The organism is Marinicella pacifica, from assembly GCF_014636635.1.
Classification (GTDB): Bacteria; Pseudomonadota; Gammaproteobacteria; order Xanthomonadales; family Marinicellaceae; genus Marinicella; species Marinicella pacifica.
The window spans coordinates 239564-262137 of sequence record NZ_BMEO01000003.1; the positions used below are offsets into that span (position 1 = coordinate 239564).

Below are 22574 nucleotides of genomic sequence, written 5' to 3' on the forward strand. Positions count from 1 at the left end.
TCATGATTCAATATGCACACTTTAAATGTCAGCAGTGTGGCTCTGACATGGATTACGCCATCGGTCAAAATTCATTGCAATGTGTCAGTTGTGGTGCCACCAATCCGATTGAATCCACTCAAGATGTCATAGATCAGCCTCATGATTATGAATTAACCAAAAAAAATCTGGACTACCTGACACCACAATCAAGCCAATTAGAGCTTCATTGCAGTAACTGTGGCGCCACGTTTTTAATGGCAGCGGATCAACATGCCGGTGATTGCCCTTATTGTGATTTAAATATCGTGGTACCTGCTGAGCAGCACCGTCAGCTGGCGCCTGATTATGTCTTACCGTTCGAAGTGGATGACAAAACCGCCACCCAATCATTCAGGAAATGGCTGCGTAAATTATGGTTTGCACCCTCAAAACTTAAGCTAAAGGCTTTTAAATCTCAACCGATGAAAAGCGTGTATATACCGATGTGGAGCTTTGATGCGGAGGTCAGCTCATCTTATCAGGGACGGCGTGGTGATTATTACACCACCTACCGGACGGTGACTCGGCGGGTGAATGGTCGCAGCCAAACGTCGAGGCAACCGGTACAAGAGATTCGCTGGCGCTCAGTCAGTGGCCATGTCTTTAATGTGTTTAAACATGTCTATACCTTCGCCTCTAAAGCACTACCGGATAAATTTTTGAATTTTTTAAGTCGCTGGGATTTTCAAAAAGTACAATCATATAAACCGGACTATCTAAGCGGTTTCCAATCGCAACTTTACCAATTAGGTATTGATGTGGGTTATCAAAGGGCGCAGCAGATTATGGACATCACCATCCGCAGTAGCATCCGAAGCGATATTGGTGGTGATCAGCAGCAAATTCATCAAGTTAATTCAGACTATAAACAGGTCAAATTTCGACTGGTGTTGGTGCCGGTATATATGGCCGCATTCAGTTTTAAAAATAAAATTTACCGATATGTGATTCATGGCCAGTCCGGTAAAACCTATGGCGAGCGACCCTGGAGTTGGTTGAAAATAATCGGCACTTTATTATTATTGGCCTCAATTGGTGTTGCTGTGTTTATGTATCAACGCTGATTTTTTATTCAATTACAACCCTTGACGGTGATATTTATAGACAATATTTCTCTCAAAAGTTAAACTTGAGCCATGTTCAACTAAATGGGGCGATTCCTTACCCTAATGACAGACGACCAGAGTAATAAAGACACGGACGAAGACGCGTCGCAGAAAACGTGGTTATCCAAGATAACCAACCTCTTTAATGACCAGCCCCAAAGTCAGGATGATATCCTGGAAATACTGGATGCCGCTCACCAGGACGGCTTACTGGACGCCTATGCCTTGAGTATGATGAAAGGGGCCTTAACTGTTTCGGAATTGCAAGTCAGGCAGGTGATGGTACCGCGTTCACAGATGGTGGTGGTGCCGATTGATGTCACCATCGAACAAGTGCTGCCGATAATTGTTGAATCCGGCCATTCGCGTTTTCCGGTGGTTGGTGAGGACAAAGATGAGCTGGAAGGTATTTTACTGGCCAAAGATGTTCTGCGTTCTTTTGTGAAAGAAGAAAATGATTTTAATCTTAAAGAGTTAACCCGGCCTGCAGTGGTGATTCCCGAATCCAAACCCATCAACACCTTGTTGCAGGAGTTCAGAACATCGCGCAACCACATGGCGATTGTGATTGATGAATACGGCGGGGTGGCCGGTCTGGTGACCATTGAGGATATCTTAGAAGAAATTGTTGGCGAAATTGACGATGAATACGACAGCCAGAATGAACCTTTTATTCTCAAGCTGGCCGATAAAAAATACCGCATCAACGCGCTGACCACCATATCTGAGTTTAATGAATTTTTTGATTTGGATATAGATGACAGTGAGTTTGATACGGTTGGCGGCATGGTGTCAAATAAAGCCGGCCGTCTGCTGGATGAAGGTGAGACACTGGTGATTGATCACATGATTTTTACGGTGACCCAGTCAGATAAACGCCGCATCCAGTTTTTAGACTTAGAATGGTCTTAAGACAGTGCCTTTTTTTATTTTTGTGTCTTTCGGCCACCGCCCATGGTCAGATGGTTCGCTTAATTACCATAGGCCCGGGTGAAGCCTTCTGGTCGGTATATGGTCACACCGCACTGGCCATTGATAACCAGGTATATGCTTTTGGCTATTTTGATTTTGATGCGGATAATTTATTCAAAGCATTTTTACTGAATGACATGAATTATGCCATGGGTATCAGTGAATTATCCGATGAACTATATTGGGCACAACACCATGAACGCCCATTCACCGAACAAGTGCTTGAGCTGAGCACCGGGGCAGTTCAACAATTAAAGCAGCAGCTGGCACAGCATTATTTACCCGAAAACCGCCGTTACCGGTATGATTATTTTGCCAATAATTGTGCCACCAAAGTCCGCGATTTTTTAAACCAGGCCACCGACGGTGAGCTCTATCAACGCGCACAGGCGCTCAGTCCGTACAGTTATGCCGATTTGACTTTACCAGCGCATCACCAATCGGCCATGCGTTTTGGTTTGGCTGTGGGTTTTGGTTATCAAGCCTATCAAAAAATCAGTTATTGGCAGGCAATGGCTTTTCCTTTGGTCATTAAAGATTTTTTCAGCCATCAAATGGCGGATGCTGTGACCTATGAAGCGGTGATTTATCAGCCACCAGCCGATTCATGGGAATTATTAAAAAATCATGCTTTTTATTTGGTATTACTGACTGTTTTGCTCCTTGCCTGGTCCATAAAATCATTGCGATCTTATGCCATCACGGTGTGGTTTTATGTGGCCAGTCTTATCGGTGTGGGGCTGTTGTTATTGTGGTGGGTGTTGCCGCATCCCATGGCCGATGGTAATTTCAATGTGTTGCTGTTCAACCCGTTGTTATTTTTGCTGGTTTTACGCAAACAGTCGCTATTTATGACAGCATTGTTAGGAATCAGTCTGTTTGTCTGGTTGGGTTTTGCCTGGTATTGGGGGGCGTGGTATTTAGTGCCTTTGATGTTTCTTCATGTGTTATTTTTAGTGACACGATGGCAACAAAGCTCTTAACCGCAATGGCTTGATTTGTTCAAAAAACTAATCTGACCTTTGCTGCTATTTTGCAGTGCCGATTTAAAGTCAGTCATATGGTCTTTGGGCACACGTACCTGCATGTCAGCCCCTTGGCTGTGAAAAATTTCTTGCAGAACCTCACCCTCAAATTGTTGGCATAAAGCATGGACATTTTGACCATGCGCAAAAGGCACCTGCAGACAGAGGACTGTTTTCGGTATATGCCATTGAAAAGGTGCACTTTGCAGATTTTTGGCAATCACGCCGCCATAGGCGCGAGCCAGTCCGCCGGTACCCAGTTTGATGCCGCCATAATAACGAATCACCAGTGCACCCACGGCATCAAATCCGGCACCGTCAATGGCTGCGAGCATCGGTTGGCCGGCTGTGCCTGAGGGTTCGCCGTCATCATGAAAGCGGTATTGTTGACCCAATCGGTATGCCCAGCAATTGTGGGTGGCCCGGGAATCGCCGTGGCGACTTAAACATTGTTCAAAAGTCGCCAGGCTGTCAATCGGAAAACATATCCCAATAAATGTGGATTTTTTGATGTCTTCCTGATACCGGTGTGTTTTTAGCAGGTTTTTAAAGGTCGGCAAATTCGTCCGGAATTTTGGTGTCAGGGTAGGTGTCTTTAATGTACTTAACCAAATACTCTGCTTTTTCAAATTGATCGTTTTCAATCATAAAAGACAGGGCATTCACTGCATCAGTGCCATTGTTAAAACGCATGGCAAATTCCATAAAGTACGGGGAGCGTTTTTCAATTTCTTCTCGCTCTTGAGGGGTGGGAATAACAGCTTCATCCATTTTATCTGTGTCGTAGGAAACGACTTTGATTTCAGGTTCTTTTTGTTGTTCCACCACAGGTTCCTTCACTTGGACCTGAGGGCTTTCATCACTTTGGGTCATGCGATAGCCCAGTGCCACCGCAAAAATAATGGCGGCGATGATAACGAAACCAAAAACCATCGATTTAGATTGGTTGGCCATAATTTTTAAATCCTCTTCATTTTGAATGTTGCATTAGAACGTGGATCAGTCAATTCGTTCCACGATTTTGCTGAGAATTTTACCTGATTTGAGTTGGGTTGCAATGATTTCCTGGTTCTTCACCTGCCGACTGTCGGTAATCACCCGACCATTTTCGTCTGTGGTGTAGCTGTACCCGCGGGTCAGCACCGATAAGGGGCTTAAAGAAGAAAGCCGGCTGATGAGCTGTTTTAATGCATTTTGGTCTTGTTGGTATCTGCTGCGAATCAGTTGATTTAAGCCTTGTCGGCTGTGGTGTATCGTTTGTTGTAATGTGCGAATCTCTGGCTGCCGAGCCGACAGCTGATTGTGAACCTGTAGCAGCCCGGTTTTGGCGTATTCGAATTTGTACTGAAGCCTGCGGTTTAATACATGCGACAGGTGATTGACTTGATGATGTTGTTGAGACAATCGGGTTTTGGGGTGTTGTTTTTCCAGTCGGTAAGTCAAACCATCCAGCTGTTGTTGATTTTTGCGTACATTATTTTGCATCAGTAAATCAAGGTAGCTGCTTTGATTTTCAAGATTGTGTTTGTTGTCTGAAAACTGACCGCTCAGACGTTCCGCTGCCGCGGTGGGGGTGATGGCCATTTCATCGGCACACAGATCGGCAATGCTGACATCGCGCTCATGGCCAATGGCAGTGAGCAGTGGCGTCTTTAAATCAGCGATGATATGAGCCAATTGTTCATCATTAAAACACCATAAATCTTCTTCAGAGCCGCCGCCACGGGTCAGCAGTATGGTCTGGTGGTTAGACTGATCTGCTTCGGTCAGTGCCCGGATAATCGACCGAACGGCTGTGTGGCCTTGTACTGCTGTGGGATAAAGGGTTACATTTAACAAGGGGTTTTTGCGTTGGATGACTTCCAGAATGTCTCTTAATGCCGCCCCTTCAGGTGAGGTGATGATGGCCACATCGTCGATGATGGCAGGTAGTTTTTGTTTGCGCGCTGCGTCAAATAAACCGGCGGCCTCAAGTTTTTGTTTTAATTGATGAAACTGCTGCTGCAAACGACCACTGCCGGCATCGAGAACTTTTAAAACATTAATTTGAACAGTGCCACGGGGCGCGTACATGGACAAATATCCGAACACAACAATCTGCTGACCGGATTCGATGGACAGATTGTTTTGCTGTTTAAACATAACACATCGAATGCTGGCATTCGGGTCTTTTAGGCTAAAATAATGGTGACCGGCGCGGGAGCGAAAATAATCAGTGACTTCACCGCTCAGCCAGAAGCTGTTGAGTGCTGATTTTAACAGTGAAGCCAGGGTTTGGTTTAGCTCAGACGGGGTCAGTGGATTTTGGACGTTATTGCCTGAGTTTATATACATTTGAAGACCCCTTATGTGATAGAATACGCCGCTAATTTTCCAACCCAGGTGACCGCCATGAGAATTGCCTACGACGCCTTAACCTTTGATGATGTACTGCTGGTTCCCGATTATTCAGATATCTTACCAAAAGACGTTAATTTGTCCACCCGCTTTACCCGTAATATCCGGCTTAATTTGCCCATAGTATCAGCCGCCATGGACACCGTGACCGAAGCCCGGCTGGCCATTGCCATGGCACAACTGGGCGGTATTGGCGTGATACACAAAAACATGTCGATAGAACATCAGGCCGCCCATGTGGCGCAGGTTAAAAAGTTTGAATCCGGGGTGATTAAAGACCCGATAACTGTCGGTCCTTATACCACCATCCGAGAGGTTTTAGCGCTCACCAAAAAACACCGGATTTCCGGTGTTCCGGTGGTTGAAAACGATGAACTGGTGGGGATTGTCACCAGCCGGGATATGCGATTTGAAACAGTACTCGATGATCCGGTGCGCAATATTATGACCCGCAAAGAAAAACTGGTCACCGTGGGTGAGCACGCGGCCGAGCAGGAAGTGCTAAAACTGTTGCATCAGCACCGCATTGAAAAAGTACTGGTGGTCAATGACGATTTTGAATTGAAGGGTCTGATCACCGTTAAAGACATCCAGAAATCTCAGGATTTTCCGTTTGCGGTGAAAGACAAAGAAGAACAGTTGCGGGTGGCCGCAGCGGTCGGTGCCGGCGGAGATACCGATGAACGCGTTGCTGCTTTGGTCGATGCCGGTGTGGATGTGTTGGTGGTGGATACCGCCCATGGTCATTCAAAAGGTGTGATTGACCGGGTCAAACAGATTAAAGCGCATTATGACGGCGTCGATGTGATTGCCGGCAATATCACCACCGGTGAGGCGGCCAAAGCCCTGGTTAAGGCGGGTGCGGATGCGGTTAAAGTCGGGGTGGGTCCGGGATCCATCTGTACCACCCGTATTATTGCCGGTGTGGGTGTGCCGCAGATTTCGGCCATTGACGATGTGGCCAAAGCATTACGCGGTAGCGGTGTTCCGTTGATTGCCGATGGTGGCGTCCGCTATTCAGGTGATTTGGCTAAAGCGATTGTCGCCGGTGCTTCCACGGTGATGATGGGTGGTATGTTTGCCGGTACCGAAGAAGCACCCGGGGAAGTGGAATTGTATCAGGGCCGAACCTTCAAATCATACCGCGGTATGGGTTCTTTAGGCGCCATGGATAAAGGGTCCAAAGACCGTTATTTTCAGGATGAGGTGGATGCGGAAAAACTGGTACCCGAAGGCATAGAAGGTCGGGTGCCGTTTAAAGGGCCTTTGGCGCCGGTTGTGCATCAATTGGTCGGCGGATTGCGTGCCAGTATGGGCTATGTGGGTTGCCGCGATATTGATGAAATGAAAACCAAACCAAAAATGGTGCGTATCACCAGTTCCGGCGTACAAGAATCCCATGTTCATGATGTTCACATTACGAAAGAAGCCCCCAATTACGGAACCCGAAACTGATGGACATTAAACAAAGTAAAATCCTGATAATTGATTATGGATCACAGTATACCCAGCTGATTGCCCGACGCATCCGTGAGCTGGATGTTTATTGTGAAATTTACGCCTGGGATGCAGACAGTCAGGACATAATAGATTTTGCACCGACCGGTATTGTTTTATCAGGGGGGCCTGAATCCGTGCATTTGCCCGATGCACCGCCTTTGAATACCGATATACTTGATCTCAATGTGCCGATATTGGGTATTTGTTACGGTATGCAGCTTTTAAATGTTCATTTTGGTGGTCAGGTGGAAGCCTCAGATTTTAAAGAATTTGGTTATGCCGCCGTTGAACTGATGGATCAGTCCAAACTGATGGCGCAAGTGGATGATAACCGCATTGATGTGTGGATGAGTCACGGTGATCAGATTAAACAATTAGCCCCTGACTTTAAAGCCGTGGCTAAAACCGGCACCACAGAAGTGGCGGCTTTTGAATACCCTCAAAAACAATTGTTTGGCTTACAATTTCACCCTGAAGTGGAACACACTGAAGGTGGCCGGGACATGTTGGCGCAATTTGTCCACACAATTTGTGGCTGTGAAAAACAGTGGAAAACAGGCAACATCATCGATACCCATGTGGACAATATCCGTGCCCAAGTCGGTCAGGATCAGGTTTTGTTGGGTTTATCCGGTGGCGTTGATTCATCCGTGGTGGCGGCCTTATTACATAAAGCCATTGGTGATCAGTTGGTCTGTGTGTTTGTGGACACCGGTTTATTGCGTTTTAAAGAAGGCGATGAAGTGATGCAAACCATGGCGGATAAAATGGATATCCGGGTGATTCGCGTTAATGCGCAACAACAGTTTTACAGTGCCTTAAAAGGCATCGATGACCCCGAGCAAAAAAGACGGGTAATTGGCGAGCAGTTTATCCGGATTTTTGAGCAGGAAGCCAAAAAACTGGATGACATTAAATGGCTGGCTCAAGGCACCATTTATCCTGATGTGATTGAGTCTGCCGGCGCCAGCACCGGTAAAGCCCATGTAATCAAATCTCATCATAACGTCGGTGGGTTGCCCGCCGATTTGGCGCTGAAACTGATTGAGCCGCTGCGGGATTTGTTTAAAGATGAAGTTCGAAAATTAGGCGTGTCTTTAGGCTTACCGGCCGACATGGTCTATCGGCATCCGTTTCCCGGGCCCGGTTTAGGTGTGCGTATTTTAGGCGAAGTCAAGGCAGAATATGCAGATATTTTAGCCCGTGCCGATGCCATATTTATCGAAGAACTGCGTCGTCATGATCTGTACGATAAAACCAGCCAGGCTTTTGCTGTGTTCTTACCCATTAAGTCTGTGGGTGTGGTTGGCGACCAGCGTCGTTATGAATACGTGATTGCCTTGCGTGCCGTAGAAACCATTGATTTTATGACCGCCCGATGGGCACACTTGCCGTATGAGTTTATTGACCTGGTTTCTCGACGCATTATCAATGAGATAGACCGGGTTTCTCGTGTGGTATATGATATCTCAAGTAAACCCCCGGCCACCATTGAATGGGAGTAAGCGCTCAACAAGATGAAGATTTTATGCTGTTAGCTTTACAGCAAGCCAAGTTAGCGGCCGAATTGGGTGAAGTGCCGGTGGGGGCGGTTGTGGTGTATGAGAATAGCATCATTGCCAGGGCGCATAATCAACAAATCACTACTCAAAATCCCACAGCTCATGCTGAGGTACTGGTGCTGGAACAAGCGGCACAAGTCGTTGAAAATTACCGATTGCCCGGATGCACTTTGTATGTCACATTAGAGCCTTGTTTAATGTGCGTAGGCGCGATGGTTCATGCACGCATTGAGCGGCTGGTTTATGGTGCTGCTGATCCTAAAACCGGAATGGCGGGTACTGTGGATAACTTATTTGAGCAACCTTACCACAATCACCGCATCAGTTATGATGGCGGTATCATGGCTGAAAAATGTGGACAATTATTACAGGATTTTTTTAAAGCCAGACGTCTGGCGAAAAAATCCATACGTTCAGAGTAAAATCAGGGTGATGCCGTTGCAGACACGCCGGTGGTCACAACCCGGCTGTTACTAATGGCATTCAGGCGTTGCTGGTTTTGTTTGTAACGGTTGTACAAGATTTTAACCCGACGAACGTATTCTTTGGTTTCAGGAAAAGGTGGTATTTGTCTGTTATAGCGTTCAACCGCGGTTTCTCCCGAGTTGTAGGCCGCCAGATAAATGTCCATATTTTTGTAAGCATTTTTTAAGTGTTTCAAATAGGCCGCACCGCCAAGAATATTTTGTTTGGCGTCAAAGGGATTGTTGACCGCATAGGTTTTTTGGGTCAAAGGCATCAATTGCATAAGTCCTTGTGCACCGGCCGATGAGACGGCAGCCACTTTGTAAGCCGATTCTGCGTGAATAACCGCCTGTATCAGCGCTTTTTCAACACCATGGGTGGTGACCGCATGGTCAATTTCCGCCTGGTATAAATCGGTGATTAAAGGGGTGTTTTTCCAATCGACACTGTTGCGCCACACAGAACACTCAGGACAGCGAATATTAAGAATATGGTAGGATTTGCCCCTCGGTTTTTTAGAGGAGTAGTGTATAATGCCTTGCGCATCCACGTGTTTATAAACTTTCATATTGCCGGCCTGGGCTGTATTTAATCCCCAGCCAAACAAACATAAGGCGGTCAAAGCCCACGAAATGAGTTTAAAGCATGTTCCGTTAACCGGCTTCAAAATGGATGTTTTTAAGGTCATGTTAAGAACTTGTGTTTTAAAGTGGTACTGTTTATCATGACCGAATTATAATTTATTTCAACGGCTTTTAACAAACTGATGAAGCAAAATATGATGACAAAACCCTTACAATCGCTCAAAAAAGCTCTGTTGTTAGCCTTTTTAAGCACGTTAATTGCTTGTTCGCCGCCGACAGTGGTTGAGATTAATGACAACACCTATTACCAGCTTGAAGAACAGGTAGAAGCCGTCAAAAATTCTCAAGTGGCGGATGCGGCGCCGCTTGAAATGAAATTTATCACCGAAAAATTACAACGCGCCAAAAAAGCCAAAGCCATGGGTGAAAAACGCGAAGAAGCACGCCTGACCCAGCAAATACGATCAGATATTGAGGTGGCCCGCTTACGTGCTAAAGTTAATCGAATGAATCAGGCCCTGCTTGAAAAGCGCGATGAATTATCGGCGGCCCGGGTTTACCTGCAACAACTGGAGGCCCAATTACCATGAATAAAATGGTTATTGTGATGTTACTGACGTTATTTGTCAGTTATTTATCAGCCAAAGAAAACCTGGAACTGGAATCTTTGCGCATTGAATTTGATAATTTTATCACTGAACAAAAATACAAACCCTACGCCAAAAAGGAAAAAGCCCAGGCCAAATCAGCCATTGAAGCCTTGTATAACCAGCGCGGTGAAGTGAAGAATCATGCCGTCTATATGGCCCGCAATCACTTAAAAAAGGCCAAGCTGGCGGCGGAAGCGGGCTATTTGGATCAAGCGCTGAAAGAGACAGAGGCACATTTACAAACGGTCAACATGAAAACCCTGAAAGCTGAAGCGCAACTGGCTCGCATGGAAGCTGATCGGGCCCAGTTGCTGATTAAATTACATGCCGAAGAGGCTGAACGGGCGCGTCAGGAAAAACAAAATGCCCTGGAACTGGCCAATCAGAAAGCCAGTGAAGCAGAGATGACCCAGGCAGAACTGGAAGCGGCGCAGGCGTATGCTAAAGCGCAGGAAAAAGTGGCGGCACTGGCCAAAGAAGAGGCGGATTTGGCGTTTGCTGAAATTGAAGCCTTGCGGATGCAATTAGAATCTCTGGTTGCCAAAGAAACCGACGCCGGTCTGATGATGACGCTGGGCGATTTTGTGTTTGATTCTGGTTCTGCCAACTTAAAACAAGCAGCGGTGGATAATTTTGATCGGGTGATGCAGTTTATCAGTGGTTATCCCGGGCGAAAAATTCGCATTGAAGGCCACACCGATTCCACCGGCAGTGAAGACTTAAACCAAAAATTATCCCAAAAACGTGCTGATGCTGTGAAACAATTGTTGATTAAAAATGGCATTGAAGCCGAACGCATAAACGCCGTTGGTCAGGGTGAATCACATCCGGTGGCGACCAACAACACAGAAGCCGGCAAAGCCAAAAATCGTCGGGTTGAAATCATTCTCCTTAAATAAAAGGCCATTACATGCAAGTTGTTAATTCCGTGGTCGATCTGATCGGCCGCACACCCATGGTGAAAGTCAATCATTTGGACACCGGTCCTTGTGAACTGTATTTAAAACTGGAAAACATGAATCCCGGTGGTTCGATTAAAGACCGCATTGGTTTGACCATGATTGAAGAGGCTGAAAAAGCCGGTAAGATTAAACCCGGTGACACCCTGGTGGAGGGCACCGCCGGTAACACCGGTATTGGTTTGGCGCTGGTGGCGGCGCAAAAAGGCTATCAGCTCATTCTGGTGATTCCCGATAAAATGAGCAAAGAAAAAATCTTTAACCTCAAAGCCATGGGTGCTGAAATCGTCCTGACCCGTTCCGATGTGGCCAAAGGCCATCCACAGTATTATCAGGATTTGGCCCAATCCATTGCCGATGAAACCCCCGGTGCTTATTTCATCAATCAGTTTGGCAATCCGGATAACCCCAAAGCCCATTACCAAACCACCGCACCTGAGATATTTGAACAATTGGACAATCAGGTGGACGCCATCGTGTTTGGGGTTGGTTCCAGTGGTACGGTCACCGGTTTAAGTCAGTATATTGATGAACACCGCGCGGATACAGAACTGATTTTAGCTGATCCGGTGGGCAGTATTCTGGCTGAATACATCAATGAAGGCACTTTGAGCACCAAAAGTGGTAGTTGGAAGGTGGAGGGTATTGGAGAAGACTTTTTACCCACCATCAGTGATTTCAGTCATGTCACCAAAGCTTATTCGGTGAGTGATAAAGAGAGCTTTCACTATGGCCGTGAATTGCTATCAAAAGAAGGTGTGCTCGGTGGTTCATCCACCGGTACCATCTTAAAAGCCGCGCTTGATTATTGTCAGTCAGCCACTAAACCTAAAAAAGTGGTGGCCATCGTCTGTGATACCGGTAATAAGTACCTGTCAAAAATGTATAATGATTATTGGATGATGGATAATGGTTATATGGAAACGCCGGTGCACGGTGATTTACGCGACCTGATTGCCAGGCCTTATCAGAATAATGACACCATTGTAATGCGACCGGATGAAACCCTGGCCGATGTCTATCAACGCATGAAATTGTATGATGTATCCCAGTTACCGGTGATGGCCGACAATGAAATTGTGGGTATTATTGATGAATCTGATGTGTTGTTGACGGTGTTTGATAATGCCGAAGCCTTTAATAACAGTGTAACTTCAGCCATGACCGATCAGCTTGAATTTTTAGATGTCAAAGCTGAAATCAAAGAATTATTGCCGGTTTTTGAAGCGGGTCGGGTGGCCATTGTTAAACAGGATAATGAATTCTTAGGTCTCATCACCCGTATTGATTTACTTAACTATTTACGCCGTTCTGATCAAAACCAATAACACCTTATGCAATATCGGCCATTGGCACAGTTTCAGGTCTCAGAAGTGGGCCTGGGCTGCGCCAGTTACTGGGGCAAAAAGCACTTTTCCGAACAACAGGCAAGTCATGTGGTACAAACTGCGTTGGAGCAGGGTATTAACTACATGGATACCGGTGCCAGTTATTCGGGCGGTTATGCCGAGCAGCGTTTAGGTCGTATCCTTAGACATGTAGCCGATAAAGACACGCTTGTTGTCAGCAGTAAAGTTGGCACCGAAGTGGGGCGTTTTGGGCGCTTATACAAAGACTTTAGCCCTCAAAATATACGACATTCATGTGAACGCAGTCTAACACGATTAGGTATTGAGCAACTGTCTGTTTGCTTTTTGCATGGTCCCAATGTTGAAGATTTTAACGATAAAACCTATCAAACGCTGGCTGAGTTAAAACAAGCCGGAAAAGTGGCTTTATGGGGCGTTAACACATTTAATCCGCACATCATTCAACTGACTCAGGAAAGTCATCAGTTTGATGTGTTGATGACTGACTTTAATATTTTCAAACCGCATCAGCTTAATACCTTAAAATCAGCGCGACAACAGGGTCTGGAGGTCATTATTGCCGGCGCTTTAGGCAGTGCTTTGTACAGTCGTGAATGGCAACGGGCTTATCGATTAAAAAACCTGTGGTATAAATTACGGGCCTTTAAAAATAATCGAGCGCAACTAAAAGCGGCTAAGTATTTTGACTTCCTGAATACACATCCTGATTTAACTGCAACCCAACTGGCTTTGGCTTATGTCTTGCGATTTAATTGTTTTTCATCGGCCTTAATCGGCAGTACATCAGCCGGGCATATTCGGGACTTGACAGCTGTCAGTGGTCAATCTATCCCGTCAGAGTACTTTCAACAAATCAGCCAAGCGCAAAAACACTGTGGTTTTGTTTGATTAAACCAGACTTTCAATATATAATATAATACTTATATTAAGTAGAGTGTTCTATGCATATTGAATCTTTTTATCATCAAGATACCGCCACCTGGACCTATGTGGTGGTGGATATAGCGACCCGACAGTGTGCCGTCATTGACCCGGTGCTTGATTATAATCAAGATGCAGCCCGTTACAGCACTGAATCAGTGGCAGAGGTGATTGCGTATATTAAGCATCAGAATTTAACCCTGCAATACCTGTTAGAAACGCATATCCATGCCGATCATATCAGTGCCAGCCATTATTTAAAGCAGCAGTTAGGTGGTGAGACAGGCATTGGTTCGGGTATTGTCAAGGTGTTAAAACATTGGGTACCGGTGTTTGAAACCGAGCAGGATACCGCCATGGATGGTTCTCAGTTCGATCATTTGTTTGAAGATGGCGATACTTTTCGAATCGGTGAATTAAACGCGCGTGTTATGCATACGCCGGGTCACACACCGGCCTGTGCCAGTTATCTAATCGAGTCGGCGGTGTTTGTCGGTGATACCTTGTTTGCACCGGATGGCGGAACGGCCCGTGTTGATTTTCCCGGTGGCAGTGCCGAACAAATGTATCATTCCATCCAAAAACTCTATGCCTTGCCTGATGAGACAATGATGTATTTGTGTCATGATTATCCTGATGAAGGCCAACAACCGCGTAACTGCTTTACCGTGGGTGAACAAAAACAACACAACAAAATGATTCAGTCAGCTACGTCATTGGCAGAATACACCAAAGTCAGACAACAACGGGATGCCAGGCTGGCCGTGCCAAGATTGATTTTGCCGTCCATTCAAACCAATATGCGTCTGGGTGCATTTGGTGCGGTGTCTGACCAAGGCACACAATTTATTAAAATCCCCATCAATAAACTATGAGAAAATCATGAAACAATTAATGTTAATCGCAACAATCCTGTTTTTAGTGGCGTGCCAGCCACAAACCAAACAACAATCCTCTGAGACTGTCACTGAAGCGGCGGAAATTGATTATTTAAGTCTGGGGCAACAACACGCCCAAAAAGCACAACAAAAATTAGGCGGTAATCTGAAAAAAGCCATGCAGGCAAGTGGCCCGGTGGGGGCGCTGCATTTTTGTCATGAGCAAGCCATTCCCTTAACGCAATCTGTGGTGGCCGGTGATTTACTGGACTTAAAACGGGTGTCAGATAAAAACCGCAATCCGGATAATGTTCCCAATGCCGATGAACTTAATTACATTAAACAAGCCAAAGCCCGGTTGGCGGCCGGTGAAAAACCCAGCGGTGAAGTGAGGGAAGCAAATGGCCGGATGGTGGGCTATTATCCCATCGTCAGCCAACCGGGCTGTTTACAATGCCACGGTTCAACTAAAACAGACATTGCCCCTGAAACCTTACAAGCCATCAAGGAACGTTACCCCAATGACAAAGCCACCGGTTTTGATGTCAATCAACTGCGTGGTATTTGGGTGGTGACCATGTCCAAGCACCCATCCCAGCACCCATTAAAGAATCCGTGAAGTTGAAAATTGTTAGAACAGTTTAGGATTGTATTCATCTGGATGAATGTAAAGGGTGCTGGGCAGGCCCGGCACTTATTGAGAATCTGTAAGCTTTAATAAATCCGTAGGTTGGCGCTGAGTAACGCGAAGCCCAACATTTTAGAATTTAGCTTTGATGTTGGGCTTCGCGGAGCTCAGCCCAACCTACACTTTTTTCAAAATAAGTTATTTTTTTTCAAATTAAGCCAAAAACCCGCCGTCCACCGGTAAATTAACGCCGGTGATATAACCGGCCTGGTCACTGGCCAGAAATAAATAGGCGGGGGCGATTTCTTCCGGTTGTGCCATGCGGCCCATGGGGATTTGTGGCAGTATCATTTTTAACATGGCTTCGTTCTGGGTCAATGCTGAGGCGAATTTGGTGTCGGTTAAACCGGGTAGAACGGCGTTGACGCGAATACCATGGGCGGCACATTCTTTGGCGAAGCTCCGGGTCATGGCCATAATGGCGGTTTTGGTCACTGAATAAATGCCCTGCATGGGCGCAGGATCAGCGCCGTTAACTGATGCGGTGTTAATAATGACACCGCTGCCCTGTTTTTTCATTTGTTGCCCGGCCAGTTGGCTCAAGTGAAAATAACCTTCAATATTAACTTCAATGGTTTTTTTCATGGCATCATAACCGGTGTCAAGAACCGGTCCGAAATAGGGGTTGGCGGCGGCATTGTTAATCAATACATCAATCCGTCCGCACTGTTCAACCACCTGGCTAATCAGTCGTTCCCGCGAGGTTTTATCGCCGTTATGACAAACGATGGCGTGGGTTTTGCCGCCCAGCTTGCGAATATCCTCAGCCACTTGATCAATACTGTCTTGTTTACGGGAGCTGACTACCACGGTGGCCCCGGCTTTTGCAAACTGATGGGCAGCGGTTTCGCCAATACCCCGGCTGGCACCGGTTATAACGACAACCTTTTTATTAAAATCATACATGGGAATAACCTATTTGTTGTTGACTGTGTTGGATCAGAATATCACGAATTTGGCCAAAGGGTTTAAATCGCTGATCATCAGTCTGGCCTTGTTCATAGCGATAATAAATTTGTTGGACGATGACCATCAGGCGGAATAAACCATAAACGTAATAAAAATTATAATTATCCAGAGACTGACCACTTAACTGGCAGTACTGGTGGACGTAGTCATCCCGGCTGAGCATATTATCTTCCGTGGTCGGTTGGGTGCCAATGGCCTGTAAACTGGCAGCATCATCGGCTTCAATCCAGTAAGCCAGTGAACAGCCCAGGTCCATCAGCGGATCGCCGACGGTGGCCATTTCCCAATCCAGGACACCTTTGACGGCGGTAGGGTTTTGTTGATCAAAAATTAAATTATCAAATTTAAAATCATTATGGATTAAACAATAATCACGGTTATCTTCCGGTTTATGTTTTATCAGCCAATCGATCACAATATCTGCATGATTATGTCTGGCCTGAACATTTCGATAGCGCTGTATCCAGCCGGTAATTTGTCGTTCAATATAACCCCGGCCCTTGTTAAAGGCCTGAAGATCCTGGTTAAGCGGGACTTGATGTAACTGTAATTGAGCTGCAATGAGCGAACGACATAATGCCGGTTGTTCATCTGGCTTGTAATTATCGGGTAAATTTTTGTGTATTTCGATACCGTTAATGGCTTCCATAACGTACACGGGCCGGGGAAAAATATCCGTATCATCAATAAAAAAATGCACTTTGGGGCTGAGCTTATAAAATGTCGATAATGCATTGAGTAAATTAAATTCTCGTGCCATATCATGTGCCCCTTTGGCTTTGGTACCGGGTGGTGAAGTACGGACAATCCAATCACGGCCGCCATCCGTCAACCGGTAGGTGAGGTTTGATACGCCCCCGCTTAAAGCACTTAAATGAGCTTCCCCGGAGAGTTCTAAGCGCGACCGCAGATACGAGAGCAGTGGGTTTGTACTCATGTTTTAATCTCCGGCAGTAATTGTTGTCTCATGGCTAATAGGTGATGTTTATAATCTGTAAGCTCTATACCCTGTGCCTGGTATTTGTGGTTTTTTAAATACCAATCCTGTAACGCTGCTTTTAACACCGAGGCTGTTAAAAAAGGTGAACTGCAGAGGCATAAACCTTTCGAAACCGCTTTATTGATGTCAGTTATTAAGGCTTGTTCCAACAGCTTCTCTGATTCAACAAAACGATTCAGTAAGGGCTTATTAAGGTGTTTGGCTTCCATAAAGACAAAATAAAACCAACGATTCAGTCGTTCACTCATGTATAAGTGATAGACCAGCAAGTGATCAATGCTGGTCAAGGGATTGTCGCTTTGCACTGAAATTAAAACCCGCTCAGTCATGGCCACCAGACCGTGGTGAATCATCACAAACAAGTCTTCTTTGTCATGAAAATATTTATACAAGCCACCGGTACTGTAACCGGTTGTCTGGCTTAAGTCCCGAAGGGTCATGCCGTTGTAACTGTTTTGTTTAGAAATGCTAAAAACAGCCGAGATAATGGTGGCTAATTTGTTGGTGGCGATGCGCTGGTTTTTGAGATTTAAGCGTTGTTTGTTTTGCTGGTAAATAAATTGCCATTCATCCCCAAAAAAATAATCAAATTTCTTTTTAAAGGTTTCGTAATCCATAGGTTAATCAAACTTTGCCAACAGTTGCTTGGCTAAGGATAATTGATGGACTTCATCAGGGCCGTCATAAATACGCGCAGCACGTTCTTCGCGATAGAAAAAGGACAATACCGTGTCATCGGTCACACCCAAGCCACCCAAAGCCTGAATGGCATGATTCATGACTTGTTGCAACATCTGCGCGGTGTGGAATTTAATCATGGAAATGGCGTGCCTGGCGGCTGCATAACCTTCCTTGTCTATCCGTTCGGCGGTGGCCTGTACCAAATGTTGAGCCGCTTCAATGGCGGCATAACTGTCGGCAATCTTAACCTGTATAACCGGCTGTTGCGCCAGGGTTTGGGTGTCGGTAATGTGACGTTGTTTGACATGACGGCACATAATGTCAAAGCAACGCCTGGCAATACCAATCCAGCGCATGCAATGTTGTATCCGTCCGGGACCCAGGCGCTGTTGTGCCATCAAAAAACCATCGCCACGTTGGCCCAGTAGATTATGCTGAGGGACTTTAACATCGGTAAACTTCACTTCGCCATGGGAAAAGTAACCATCACCTTCACTGCCCATCACTGAAATATTACGTACCAGTGAATAGCCCGGGGTGTCGGTGGGGACAATAATCATACTGGCTTGTTGGTGTTTGGCGGCCTTTGGTTCAGTGACAGCCATAATTATGGCAAAATCAGCCCCATCGGCCCCGGTGGTAAACCATTTATGGCCATTTATGTGCCAGTGGCCATCCTTTAATTCAGCGCTGGCACCGAGGCGGGTTGGGTTGGAGCCGGCCATGGCCGGTTCAGTCATGGCAAAACAGCTGCGGATAGCACCGCTGGCTAAGGGTATAAGAAACTGTTTTTTAATACGATCATCGGCATATAAATGCAGTAATTCCGCATTGCCGGCATCCGGCGCCTGACAACCAAAGCAAACATGACCCAACGGTGATTGTCCCAGAATTGCCGAGAATTCACCCAATTGACTGACCGTTAAACCCTGACCGCCGATATCTTGCGGTAAATGCGGTGCCCACAATCCAGACTGTTTGATTTTTTGGCGAATGGTCTCAATGGTTTGTTGCAATTGTGACCATTGGTGAGAAAGTAATAAGGATTCAGCTTCGATAATATCCGTTTGTACGATATCCTGAGCATGTGATTTAAAATCTGAAAAAGATTTGTTTTGCATTCTAAGGGCTTGTGGAGAATCATTAAATTATAGCAAAAGTCGAACAGGCGTTCGAAAAACTTTGTTAAAATTATGCCATGAAAAAAACCATGGTTATTACCGGTGCGGCCAGCGGTTTGGGTCGAGCATTGGCTATTAAGGCGGCAGCGCAATATGATGTTGCCGTTTTGGATATTCAGGCACAAGCCGGTCAACAGGTGGTTGATGAGATTCAATCACAAGGTCATCAGGCCGCTTATTTTAATTGTGATGTTACCGATGCTCAGGCCATGGATACGGTGGCACAACAGGTACTGTCTCATTTTGGGCATGTCGATGTGTTGATTAATAATGCCGGTATCGCCTCTGAGGGCGGGGTTGAAGCCAGCTCCATTGAGCAGTGGAATCGGGTATTGTCTATTAATCTGATGGGTGTGGTACATGGTTGTCGGGCTTTTTTACCCTATTTAAAACAACAGCCCGAAGCAGCGATTGTTAATGTGGCGTCATTTGCGGCCCTGGCGCTGGCACCTTATATGGCCTCCTATAATGTGTCTAAAGCCGGGGTGGTGGCCTTAAGTGAAACCCTGCGGGCTGAAATGGTGGGCACCGGGGTGCATGTGGCGGTGGCCTGTCCGGCTTTTTTTAAAACCAACCTGACCCAATCCATGATCGACAGCCATGATAAAATGAAACAGCGCATTGAAAAATGGATGGAATCATCTTCATTTAATGCCGATGATGTGGCCCAAGATATTCTGACCGCCATCGATAAAAAACAATTCATGGTGTTAAGTGATCAAAAAACTAAAAACCAATGGCGTGTGGCACGCTGGTTGCCCAATGTATTTTTTCGGCAAAAAATTAAATTTATTAAACGGTTAAATTAATGAGTAAAACACAGCAGTGGTTATTATACGGGGCTTACGGTTACACCGGTGAGCTGATTGCCAGACAAGCCGTTAAAAAAGGTCTCAAACTGGTGCTGTCCGGACGCGATGAGGCCAAAACCAAACAACTGGCTAATGAACTGGGTTTATCTTATGTGGTTTTTTCTGTGTCTGATTTGGCCAACAATACTGACTTGTTAAAAGCTTATGATTTGGTGCTGAATTGTGCCGGGCCGTTTTCGCAAACGGCTGAAGTATTTTTGGACGCTTGCATTGAAGCCCGGTGTCATTATTTTGATATCACCGGTGAAATAGCGGTGTTTGAGGCCGCCGCCGAACGCCATCAACAAGCGGCTCTGGCAGAAGTTATTTTATGCCCCGGTGTGGGTTTTGATGTGATACCGACGGATTGTATGGCGGCCATGTTAAAGCAGGCCATGCCCGATGCCAGTCACCTGTGTCTGGGCTTTGATTCTCGTTCCGGTTTCAGCCCCGGGACTGCCAAAACCTCGGTGGAAGCGTTGCCTGAAGGGGGGCGAGTGCGTGAAGACGGTTTGATTAAGCAGGTGCCATTGGCTTATAAAACCCGCCGCATTGATTTCGGCGGTGGTCAGAAACTGGCCATGACGATTCCCTGGGGTGATGTGGCCACCGCTTATTATTCCACCGGAATACAAAATATTGAGGTCTATATTCCCGGTTCACCTAAATTAGTTAAGCGGATGAAACGCATGAACTGGATACGACCGGTTTTAGGTTGGTCCTGGGTGCAAAATATAATTAAAAAACGCATTGAAAAAACCGTCAAAGGCCCCGATGAGCAGGCCCGTGAGAAACTCACCACTTACGTCTGGGGTGAGGTCACTAATCCTGCCGGGGAGCGGATTCAAAAACGCTTGCTGGTGGCCAACGGTTATCAACTGACAGTGGATGGTTCCTTGCATGTGGTCAATGCGGTCTTAAGTCAATCAGATCTATCACCGGGTTATCAAACCCCTTCGAGTCTGCTGGGTGCAGATTTAATTCGGCAATTACCGGGTACTCAAGATATTCACATTGAATCTTAGAAATATGTCATTTTGCTTACCTTTAGCCATTATTCTATAATTACTATCCCCCACAAATTAAAAGAGACAGTTAGATGAGGACGATGATTTTTATAGTCAGCGTTTTAGGCATGATGTTGACTTCAAGTGTAGGCGCCAAGATAATTCCCAGTGATGGGTTATGGCAAACTTATGATGATCCGGCCATTGGTAGCGGTATCAATATTCGCACACAGGGTGATATCACCATGGTTATTGTATATACCTACCGTGATGATGGTTCGCCGGTCTGGTATTTTGCCACCGGTGAAATAGATGCCAATGGTGTCTTCCGAGCGGCCATGGGTGAAACTAAAAATGGAGAGAATCTCTTTAACGATAACCCACAAACGGCAGACATTGTTAATCCCAATAAAACCATTGAATTGGTGTTTAATGCCACCGAAACCGGAACGTTATCGATTAATGACAGCGAACCTAAACCCATCCATACCTATCGATTTGGGATTGAAGGTATTGAAACCGCACAATTGACCACGCCATCAGGTGATTCCTATCAATTTCCTGATATTACAGGTCAATGGGTGATGGGTAATGCGGATGATAATTTTGATATTAGTTTTAATTTTTATACTTACTATGGTGGTTTGCAAGACCCGCCTGAGCCCAATTTTCCGTATTATTATCTCAATGACTTCATTCAAAGTGGTGACATCTCGCATCGACTAAGATGTCCAACGCTGCGGTCATATGATGAACCTTATTGTGAGTTTAGAGTTGATCCATATGATATTCAAACCAGCGAAAAAGCAGAATTATTAAGTCGTTTATATGTGTTTTTAGATGACATCGGCATGAATACCATGACCTTTCATTTACAACCTAAAGATGATGACAGTTACAGTCGTGACCACCCGGTTTATCAGGCGTTTCGCTTAAACACTGAGTTTGAAGACCCGAATGATATTGATACGCGTACGTTTCCGTCTGAAGGCCTTTGGCGCACTTTGGATGATCCTCATATTGGTAGTGGTATCAATTTTCACTCACAGGATGATGTGGTTATGATGACTGTCTATACCTATGATGACAATGGCGACCCCATTTGGTATATGACCACCGGTGAGCTGATGACCGAAGATGTTCCGGGCAATAGTTATAATGCCAACAGTTGGTTCAGTTCAAAAATGTTTTCTACTAAGAACGGTACACCCATTGAGTCAAGCAGTCCGATGGCTGCTGAAGTTGACCAGGTTCATGATGTGACACTTTTATTGAGTGGGCAGCAAATGGCACAACTTAGTCAGGATACGGGTGACTTTAAGACCATTCAGGGTTATCAGTTTGGCTATCCGGAGTTTGTGGCAGGTCAGTTTTTTGACAATGGCGACCCACTTAAATTTGCCAGTCCGGAAGGCTGGTGGTTGATGGCGGAAGAAAATGGTTCAGAGTCCGCTTTACTGCATTTGGTTAAAGAGTCTAATAATAAACTATCACCACCACCGCCGACTGATTGGGTTAGATTTAATAATGTGGCGCCAACTTCTTCATGGATTGATGCCATTCGGTGTCCTAAAACATCAGCGGGTTTCTGGAATCGATGCCAGGTTTTCATGACGGTGCCTGATAATGCGGTCTCAAACAGTTTGCAGCTAACTAATATTGGGGTTGATGCCATGCGGATTTATCACCGTGATGAAAACAGAACGGATATTGGTGACTATCCTTATTACTATTTTTATTATAATTTTTACCGCATTAACCCGCCGATGCAACCCTAAGGATAACGG

At 45.7% G+C, this 22574-nt stretch carries 23 protein-coding genes; 15 read left to right on the forward strand and 8 right to left on the reverse strand.

Features of this window, described 5'->3' with window-relative positions; translation table 11 throughout:
• Window positions 1–2: 2 nt before the first annotated feature.
• The 3 genes from IEV16_RS05150 to IEV16_RS05160 all read left to right on the forward strand — a co-directional run bounded on the left by IEV16_RS05150 (window position 3) and on the right by IEV16_RS05160 (window position 3082).
• Window positions 3–1085: a TFIIB-type zinc ribbon-containing protein gene (locus IEV16_RS05150; protein ID WP_188364609.1), complete on the forward strand. Its 1083-nt coding sequence runs from the start codon at window positions 3–5 to the stop codon at window positions 1083–1085.
• A 105-nt stretch (window positions 1086–1190) separates the two neighbouring features.
• A complete protein-coding gene (locus tag IEV16_RS05155) occupies window positions 1191–2039 on the forward strand; it encodes a CorC family transporter (RefSeq protein ID WP_188364610.1) in 849 nt (282 codons plus the stop codon).
• A 50-nt stretch (window positions 2040–2089) separates the two neighbouring features.
• Window positions 2090–3082 carry a lipoprotein N-acyltransferase Lnb domain-containing protein gene (locus tag IEV16_RS05160; protein ID WP_188364611.1) on the forward strand — a complete coding sequence of 331 codons (993 nt, stop codon included), beginning with the start codon at window positions 2090–2092 and terminating at the stop codon, window positions 3080–3082.
• On the opposite strand, the gene IEV16_RS05165 is transcribed toward IEV16_RS05160, so the two are convergent.
• Genes IEV16_RS05165 through xseA form a run of 3 tightly spaced genes read right to left on the reverse strand, consistent with a single transcriptional unit; the run spans window position 3079 to window position 5458 of the window.
• Complete coding sequence (locus IEV16_RS05165; protein WP_188364612.1) at window positions 3079–3684, reverse strand: IMPACT family protein; 606 nt, start codon at window positions 3682–3684, stop codon at window positions 3079–3081. The genes IEV16_RS05160 and IEV16_RS05165 overlap by 4 nt on opposite strands.
• On the reverse strand, window positions 3671–4078 hold the full coding sequence (locus IEV16_RS05170; protein ID WP_188364613.1) for a hypothetical protein: 408 nt from the start codon (window positions 4076–4078) through the stop codon (window positions 3671–3673). Before IEV16_RS05170 ends, IEV16_RS05165 begins: the two co-directional genes overlap by 14 nt.
• Before the next feature lie 45 nt (window positions 4079–4123).
• Entirely contained in the window at window positions 4124–5458 is a 1335-nt protein-coding gene (gene xseA / locus IEV16_RS05175) for an exodeoxyribonuclease VII large subunit (protein WP_188364614.1), read from the reverse strand.
• A 57-nt stretch (window positions 5459–5515) separates the two neighbouring features.
• Between xseA and guaB the strand changes: the two genes are divergently transcribed.
• From guaB to tadA, 3 genes are read left to right on the forward strand one after another with little or no spacing between them, the layout of a single operon-like run.
• Window positions 5516–6976, forward strand: a complete 1461-nt coding sequence (gene guaB / locus IEV16_RS05180) for an IMP dehydrogenase (protein WP_188364615.1) — start codon at window positions 5516–5518, stop codon at window positions 6974–6976.
• Complete coding sequence (guaA, locus tag IEV16_RS05185) at window positions 6973–8526, forward strand: glutamine-hydrolyzing GMP synthase (protein ID WP_443093950.1); 1554 nt, start codon at window positions 6973–6975, stop codon at window positions 8524–8526. Before guaB ends, guaA begins: the two co-directional genes overlap by 4 nt.
• Window positions 8517–9005: a tRNA adenosine(34) deaminase TadA gene (tadA, locus tag IEV16_RS05190; RefSeq protein ID WP_188364617.1), complete on the forward strand. Its 489-nt coding sequence runs from the start codon at window positions 8517–8519 to the stop codon at window positions 9003–9005. Before guaA ends, tadA begins: the two co-directional genes overlap by 10 nt.
• 2 nt (window positions 9006–9007) lie before the next feature.
• Here tadA and IEV16_RS05195 read toward each other — a convergent pair whose 3' ends face one another.
• Complete coding sequence (locus IEV16_RS05195) at window positions 9008–9616, reverse strand: lytic transglycosylase domain-containing protein (RefSeq protein WP_188364618.1); 609 nt, start codon at window positions 9614–9616, stop codon at window positions 9008–9010.
• Window positions 9617–9826: 210 nt separating this feature from the next.
• Here IEV16_RS05195 and IEV16_RS05200 point away from each other — a divergent pair, with 210 nt between their 5' ends.
• The 6 genes from IEV16_RS05200 to IEV16_RS05225 are packed head-to-tail and all read left to right on the forward strand — an operon-like array spanning window position 9827 to window position 15029.
• Complete coding sequence (locus IEV16_RS05200; RefSeq protein ID WP_188364619.1) at window positions 9827–10222, forward strand: DUF4398 domain-containing protein; 396 nt, start codon at window positions 9827–9829, stop codon at window positions 10220–10222.
• Complete coding sequence (locus IEV16_RS05205) at window positions 10219–11181, forward strand: OmpA family protein (protein WP_188364620.1); 963 nt, start codon at window positions 10219–10221, stop codon at window positions 11179–11181. The genes IEV16_RS05200 and IEV16_RS05205 overlap by 4 nt, the downstream gene beginning before the upstream one ends.
• Window positions 11182–11192: 11 nt before the next feature.
• Window positions 11193–12569: a pyridoxal-phosphate dependent enzyme gene (locus IEV16_RS05210; protein WP_188364621.1), complete on the forward strand. Its 1377-nt coding sequence runs from the start codon at window positions 11193–11195 to the stop codon at window positions 12567–12569.
• A 6-nt stretch (window positions 12570–12575) separates the two neighbouring features.
• The gene (locus IEV16_RS05215) at window positions 12576–13499 is read left to right on the forward strand and encodes an aldo/keto reductase (protein ID WP_188364622.1); all 924 of its coding nucleotides are present in this window, start codon (window positions 12576–12578) and stop codon (window positions 13497–13499) included.
• Window positions 13500–13552: 53 nt separating this feature from the next.
• Window positions 13553–14407: an MBL fold metallo-hydrolase gene (locus IEV16_RS05220; RefSeq protein ID WP_188364623.1), complete on the forward strand. Its 855-nt coding sequence runs from the start codon at window positions 13553–13555 to the stop codon at window positions 14405–14407.
• 7 nt (window positions 14408–14414) lie between these two features.
• Window positions 14415–15029 (forward strand): Tll0287-like domain-containing protein, encoded by a 615-nt coding sequence (locus tag IEV16_RS05225; RefSeq protein WP_188364624.1) that lies wholly within the window; start codon window positions 14415–14417, stop codon window positions 15027–15029.
• A 222-nt stretch (window positions 15030–15251) separates the two neighbouring features.
• On the opposite strand, the gene IEV16_RS05230 is transcribed toward IEV16_RS05225, so the two are convergent.
• From IEV16_RS05230 to IEV16_RS05245, 4 genes are read right to left on the reverse strand one after another with little or no spacing between them, the layout of a single operon-like run.
• Window positions 15252–16004, reverse strand: a complete 753-nt coding sequence (locus tag IEV16_RS05230; RefSeq protein WP_188364625.1) for a glucose 1-dehydrogenase — start codon at window positions 16002–16004, stop codon at window positions 15252–15254.
• Entirely contained in the window at window positions 15997–17004 is a 1008-nt protein-coding gene (locus IEV16_RS05235) for a phosphotransferase family protein (RefSeq protein ID WP_188364626.1), read from the reverse strand. Before IEV16_RS05235 ends, IEV16_RS05230 begins: the two co-directional genes overlap by 8 nt.
• Complete coding sequence (locus tag IEV16_RS05240; protein WP_188364627.1) at window positions 17001–17684, reverse strand: TetR/AcrR family transcriptional regulator; 684 nt, start codon at window positions 17682–17684, stop codon at window positions 17001–17003. The genes IEV16_RS05235 and IEV16_RS05240 overlap by 4 nt, the downstream gene beginning before the upstream one ends.
• Window positions 17685–17687: 3 nt before the next feature.
• Window positions 17688–18869: an acyl-CoA dehydrogenase family protein gene (locus tag IEV16_RS05245; protein ID WP_188364628.1), complete on the reverse strand. Its 1182-nt coding sequence runs from the start codon at window positions 18867–18869 to the stop codon at window positions 17688–17690.
• A 77-nt stretch (window positions 18870–18946) separates the two neighbouring features.
• Between IEV16_RS05245 and IEV16_RS05250 the strand changes: the two genes are divergently transcribed.
• From IEV16_RS05250 to IEV16_RS05260, 3 genes are all read left to right on the forward strand, one after another.
• Window positions 18947–19738, forward strand: coding sequence for an SDR family oxidoreductase (locus tag IEV16_RS05250; protein ID WP_188364629.1), 792 nt, complete (start codon window positions 18947–18949; stop codon window positions 19736–19738).
• Entirely contained in the window at window positions 19738–20805 is a 1068-nt protein-coding gene (locus tag IEV16_RS05255; RefSeq protein ID WP_188364630.1) for a saccharopine dehydrogenase family protein, read from the forward strand. The genes IEV16_RS05250 and IEV16_RS05255 overlap by 1 nt, the downstream gene beginning before the upstream one ends.
• Window positions 20806–20888: 83 nt before the next feature.
• Complete coding sequence (locus tag IEV16_RS05260; protein WP_188364631.1) at window positions 20889–22565, forward strand: hypothetical protein; 1677 nt, start codon at window positions 20889–20891, stop codon at window positions 22563–22565.
• Window positions 22566–22574 lie beyond the last annotated feature (9 nt).

Excerpts from the sequence above, each read along its gene's own strand:
- IEV16_RS05150 (WP_188364609.1), top strand. The coding sequence starts at position 3 with ATGATTCAATATGCACACTTTAAATGTCAGCAGTGTGGCTCTGACATG.
- IEV16_RS05155 (WP_188364610.1), top strand. The coding sequence starts at position 1,191 with ATGACAGACGACCAGAGTAATAAAGACACGGACGAAGACGCGTCGCAG.
- IEV16_RS05160 (WP_188364611.1), top strand. The coding sequence starts at position 2,090 with ATGGTTCGCTTAATTACCATAGGCCCGGGTGAAGCCTTCTGGTCGGTA.
- IEV16_RS05170 (WP_188364613.1), bottom strand. The coding sequence starts at position 4,078 with ATGGCCAACCAATCTAAATCGATGGTTTTTGGTTTCGTTATCATCGCC.
- xseA (WP_188364614.1), bottom strand. The coding sequence starts at position 5,458 with ATGTATATAAACTCAGGCAATAACGTCCAAAATCCACTGACCCCGTCT.
- guaB (WP_188364615.1), top strand. The coding sequence starts at position 5,516 with ATGAGAATTGCCTACGACGCCTTAACCTTTGATGATGTACTGCTGGTT.
- tadA (WP_188364617.1), top strand. The coding sequence starts at position 8,517 with ATGGGAGTAAGCGCTCAACAAGATGAAGATTTTATGCTGTTAGCTTTA.
- IEV16_RS05195 (WP_188364618.1), bottom strand. The coding sequence starts at position 9,616 with ATGAAAGTTTATAAACACGTGGATGCGCAAGGCATTATACACTACTCC.
- IEV16_RS05200 (WP_188364619.1), top strand. The coding sequence starts at position 9,827 with ATGATGACAAAACCCTTACAATCGCTCAAAAAAGCTCTGTTGTTAGCC.
- IEV16_RS05205 (WP_188364620.1), top strand. The coding sequence starts at position 10,219 with ATGAATAAAATGGTTATTGTGATGTTACTGACGTTATTTGTCAGTTAT.
- IEV16_RS05210 (WP_188364621.1), top strand. The coding sequence starts at position 11,193 with ATGCAAGTTGTTAATTCCGTGGTCGATCTGATCGGCCGCACACCCATG.
- IEV16_RS05215 (WP_188364622.1), top strand. The coding sequence starts at position 12,576 with ATGCAATATCGGCCATTGGCACAGTTTCAGGTCTCAGAAGTGGGCCTG.
- IEV16_RS05220 (WP_188364623.1), top strand. The coding sequence starts at position 13,553 with ATGCATATTGAATCTTTTTATCATCAAGATACCGCCACCTGGACCTAT.
- IEV16_RS05225 (WP_188364624.1), top strand. The coding sequence starts at position 14,415 with ATGAAACAATTAATGTTAATCGCAACAATCCTGTTTTTAGTGGCGTGC.
- IEV16_RS05230 (WP_188364625.1), bottom strand. The coding sequence starts at position 16,004 with ATGTATGATTTTAATAAAAAGGTTGTCGTTATAACCGGTGCCAGCCGG.
- IEV16_RS05235 (WP_188364626.1), bottom strand. The coding sequence starts at position 17,004 with ATGAGTACAAACCCACTGCTCTCGTATCTGCGGTCGCGCTTAGAACTC.
- IEV16_RS05240 (WP_188364627.1), bottom strand. The coding sequence starts at position 17,684 with ATGGATTACGAAACCTTTAAAAAGAAATTTGATTATTTTTTTGGGGAT.
- IEV16_RS05245 (WP_188364628.1), bottom strand. The coding sequence starts at position 18,869 with ATGCAAAACAAATCTTTTTCAGATTTTAAATCACATGCTCAGGATATC.
- IEV16_RS05250 (WP_188364629.1), top strand. The coding sequence starts at position 18,947 with ATGAAAAAAACCATGGTTATTACCGGTGCGGCCAGCGGTTTGGGTCGA.
- IEV16_RS05255 (WP_188364630.1), top strand. The coding sequence starts at position 19,738 with ATGAGTAAAACACAGCAGTGGTTATTATACGGGGCTTACGGTTACACC.
- IEV16_RS05260 (WP_188364631.1), top strand. The coding sequence starts at position 20,889 with ATGATTTTTATAGTCAGCGTTTTAGGCATGATGTTGACTTCAAGTGTA.